This is a genomic window from Kitasatospora sp. NPDC058218, assembly GCF_042882445.1.
In the GTDB taxonomy this organism is placed as follows: domain Bacteria; phylum Actinomycetota; class Actinomycetes; order Streptomycetales; family Streptomycetaceae; genus Kitasatospora.
Map to the genome: position 1 here is coordinate 70,731 of NZ_JBHVWC010000055.1, position 3,793 is coordinate 74,523.

Annotated in this window: 3 protein-coding genes; 1 reads left to right on the forward strand and 2 read right to left on the reverse strand. The window is 73.3% G+C overall.

All coding sequences use genetic code 11. The annotated features are described in order from the left end of the window. The first annotated feature begins 244 nt into the window (after positions 1-244). Positions 245-2,455, forward strand: a complete 2,211-nt coding sequence (locus tag ACFVYI_RS30410) for an MMPL family transporter (RefSeq protein ID WP_387891549.1) — start codon at positions 245-247, stop codon at positions 2,453-2,455. A gap of 95 nt (positions 2,456-2,550) precedes the next feature. Here ACFVYI_RS30410 and ACFVYI_RS30415 read toward each other — a convergent pair whose 3' ends face one another. Beyond that, positions 2,551-3,165 (reverse strand): DUF305 domain-containing protein, encoded by a 615-nt coding sequence (locus tag ACFVYI_RS30415; RefSeq protein ID WP_387891558.1) that lies wholly within the window; start codon positions 3,163-3,165, stop codon positions 2,551-2,553. Between the two features lie 101 nt (positions 3,166-3,266). Then, positions 3,267-3,793 (reverse strand): DUF3105 domain-containing protein (locus ACFVYI_RS30420; RefSeq protein WP_387891551.1); only part of this gene is annotated, 527 nt, incomplete at its 5' end.

The following is a 3,793-nucleotide window of genomic DNA, read 5'->3' on the forward strand; positions in this document are numbered from 1 at the left end:
CATGTTTTACCACCTCAACCCCGCCGCCACCCCGCGGGGGTCTTCGAGGCCCCCGCGGGGTCCCCCCGGGGGGGTTCCAACCACCGCCACTGGCTCCCCCCCCCCCCCCCGGGGAGGGACCAGGGGCCCCGGTTCTGATCATCCGCTGCCACGACGCCCGCGGGCCCCTCCCGGTGATGGTCTGGAGGCAGGCCGGGAGCCCCCGGCAGACGCCCGTCCGCAAGCCCGTCCGCCGGAGGACATCGTGATCCGCGCCCTGACCGGATACTCCACCAGACACCCGTGGAAGATCATCGCCCTCTGGGGGGTGCTGGGTGTCGTACTGATCGGCCTGGCCCCGACCCTGATCGCCCGTGTCACCCAGAGCCAGACCGGGGACTTCCTGCCCCGCAGCTACGACTCGGCCGCCGCCCTGCAGATCGCCCAGGAGCGGTTCGGGGCGGACCCCGACGCCACCACGGTGACGGTGCTGGTCGCCCGGGCCGACGGCAAGGCGCTCGGCGACGCCGACCGGCAGCGGATCGAGGCCGAGGCGGCGAAGCTGGCCCAGCGCCGGGTGGTCATGCCCAGGGAGGACGACGGCCCGGAGTTCCTGATCCCGGACCGCTCCCAGACGCCCCGGATCGCCCCGGCGATGACGGCGCCCGACCGGAGCTTCGAACTGCTCGCCGTCCAGCTGATCGGGAACCCCGTGGACAAGGGGGTCCAGGGCGTCTACCGGGCCTTCCGGGACACCGCCCGGACGCAGTTCGCCGAGGCGGGGATGCGCACCGGTTTCACCGGGGGCCTCGCCGGGACCGTCGACACCACCGACGCCCACGAGACCGCGGCGAAGGTCGGGAGCGCCCTCGTCCTGGGGTTCATCGTCCTGCTCAACGTGCTGGTGTTCCGCAGCGTGCTGGCGGCTCTGCTGCCGCTGATCGCGGTCACCATGATCGGCGGCGTGGCGGTGGGAGCCGTCGGGGTCGCCGCGCTGCTCACCGGGCGCAAGATCGACGCGGGCACCCCCGGGCTGATCAACGTGGTCCTGCTCGGCATCGGCATCGACTACCTGCTGTTCCTGCTGTTCCGCTTCCGCGAGCACCTGCGCGCCCGGCCCGAGCAGCCCGCCCGGGAGGCGGCCGCGCAGGTCTCCGCCCGGGTGGGCACCGCGATCACCTCGGCGGCGCTGACCATCGTGGCCGCGTTCGCCACACTGGGCCTGGCCACCTTCGGGCAGTTCCGCTCACTGGGCCCCGCGATCGCCGTCGCCGTCCTGGTGATGCTGCTCGGCAGCCTCACCCTCCTGCCGGCGCTGCTCGCGGTCGCCGGGCGCAAGATGTTCTGGCCCTCGGCGTCCCTGCGCCGCGAGCCCCGCGAAGGCCGGGCGGCCCGCTTCGGCGCGCTGGTCACGCGACGACCGCTGACGATGCTGACCGCCTCCGTCGCGCTGCTCGCCGCACTGGCCGCCGGGCTGATCGGCATCCGCATGGACTACGGGCAGGGCGACTCCGGCGACCGGACCCCCGCCGCGGCCACCGCGGTCGAGATCTCCCGTGCGCTGCCGGCCGGAGTGTCCGACCCGACGAGCGTCTTCGTCACCCGCACGGACGGCACCACCCTCACCACCGCCGGACTCGACGGCCTCTCCCGTGCGCTCACCCTGGTCGACGGGGTGGGCCAGGTCGCACCGACCGTCCTGAACGAGGACCACCGGGCCGCCCGGATCGACCTCTACCCGACCGCCGACCCGCAGAGCCGGCAGGCCCGCGACCTGGTCGCCGGACCGATCCGGGCCGCGGTCGCCCAGCACACGCCGGCCGGCACGACGGCCCACGTGGGCGGCACGGCGGCGATCTTCGCCGACGTCTCGACCGCGGTCGACCACGACCTCAGGATCGTGTTCCCGGTCGCGGCCGTGCTGATCGCGCTGATCCTCCTGCTGCTCCTGCGCAGCCTGCTGGCACCGGTCGTCCTGATGCTCTCCGTCGGGCTCGGCTTCGCCGCCACCCTCGGCGCCGCCACGCTGCTGTTCCAGCACGGCCTCGGCGAGCCGGGCGTCAGCTTCACCCTGCCGTTGGTGCTGTTCCTGTTCGTGGTGGCCCTGGGCACCGACTACAACATCCTGATCACCGACCGGATCCGGGAGGAGATGCGGCGACCGGGCCCGGCCCGCGCCGCCGTGGCCCGCGCGGTGCGGCACACCACGCCAGCCATCGCGACGGCCGGGCTGGTGCTGGCCGGCTCCTTCGCCACGCTCGCCACGACCCCGGGGAGCGAACAGGTCGCCTTCGCGATGGCGCTCGGCATCATGCTCTCCGCGCTCGTCCTGTCGCTGGTGCTGGTCCCCGCCATGGCGGCACTCCTCGGCCGGAGCCTGTGGTGGCCGGTCCGCCCGCGGCCCGTCGCGGGCGCCCACCCGCAGCCCCCTGTGACCGCCTCCGCCCCGGAACCCGAGCGGGTCACGGCGTACTGAGACCCGGACCGCGGAGGGCCCGACGGCAGCACGGACGGCCGGGGGCGGTGGACGGAAATCGCGTCCACCGCCCCCGGCCGTCCGGTGCGGGCCGATCAGGAGGCGGGCACTCCGGGGGCGGCGCCGCGCTCGGTGAGCATGTCGGTGATCAGCTGGATCTCCGAGGTCTGCCCGACCACCATCGACTGGGCGAGCCGCTTCTCGGTCTCGTTCCTCGCCAGGTCGACGTATCCCTGGGCCATCTCCACGCCGCCCTTGTGGTGCTCCAGCATCAGCTGCAGGTAGTACACCTCGGCGTCGCGCCCGCTGAGCGAACGCAACTTGGTGAGCTGGGCGTTGGTGGCCATGCCCGGCATCAGCGAGCCGTCGTGCGCCTCGTAGGTGTGGTTCATCCTCATCCACGTCATCGGCTTGGCCGCCGAGTGCTGCGGGAGCCCCCACTGGTCGAGCCAGCCCATCATCATCCCGCGCTGGTTGGCCTGGGTGTTGATGATGTCGAAGGCGAGGGTGCGGACCGGCGCGTCGTCGGTCCGGTCACGGACGATGAACGACAGGTCGACGGCCTGCTGGTGGTGGGTCGCCATGTCGCGGGCGAAGCCGGCCTCGGGCGAGTCGTCCGCCGGGGCCGTGAGCGAGGACGAGCCGGAGGCCGAGGTCCCGCTCGCGACCAGCGCGGGTACCCCGAGCGCGAGGGCGAGCGCGGCGGCCAGCGCGGCCGGCCACCAGAGCCGCCCGCGGCCGGCGCGCGGCGCCGCGTCCTGCGAGTCGTCCGGGGACTCGCCCTGCGCGTCGGGTGTGGCCGCGTCGGCGGTCACATCGCCCCCATGGTGCAGGACGCGCCCGGCTCCTGGGTCTGCTTGCCCTGCACGTACTTGGTGAAGAACTCGCCCACCCGGGGGTCGCTGGCGCTGTCCACGACCAGCTGGGTGCTCCAGGCGCTGAGGGTGATCGTGCCCTTCTCGTCCGGGTAGGGGCTCATCAGCGAGTACGGGGTGGCCTGCACCTTGTCGGAGAGGGTCTTGATGTCCTCCGGCGTGGCCTTGCCGTTGTACGTGACCCAGACCGCGCCGTGCTCCAGCGAGTGGACGGCGCGCTCGTTCTCGACCGGCTGGTCGTAGACGTGGCCCATGCAGTCCAGCCAGACCGCGTTGTGGTCGCCGCCGACCGGCGGGGTCTGCGGGTAGGTGACCTTCTCCTTGACGTGGTTGCGGCTCAGGTCGCCGAAGGTCTGGACGCCGTCGATCGGCGCGGCGGCCGCGGCCTCCTTGGCCTTCTTGTCCTTGTTGGCGTCGATCACGATCCACGTGCCGGTGGCGATCGCGGCGATCACCAGGGTGC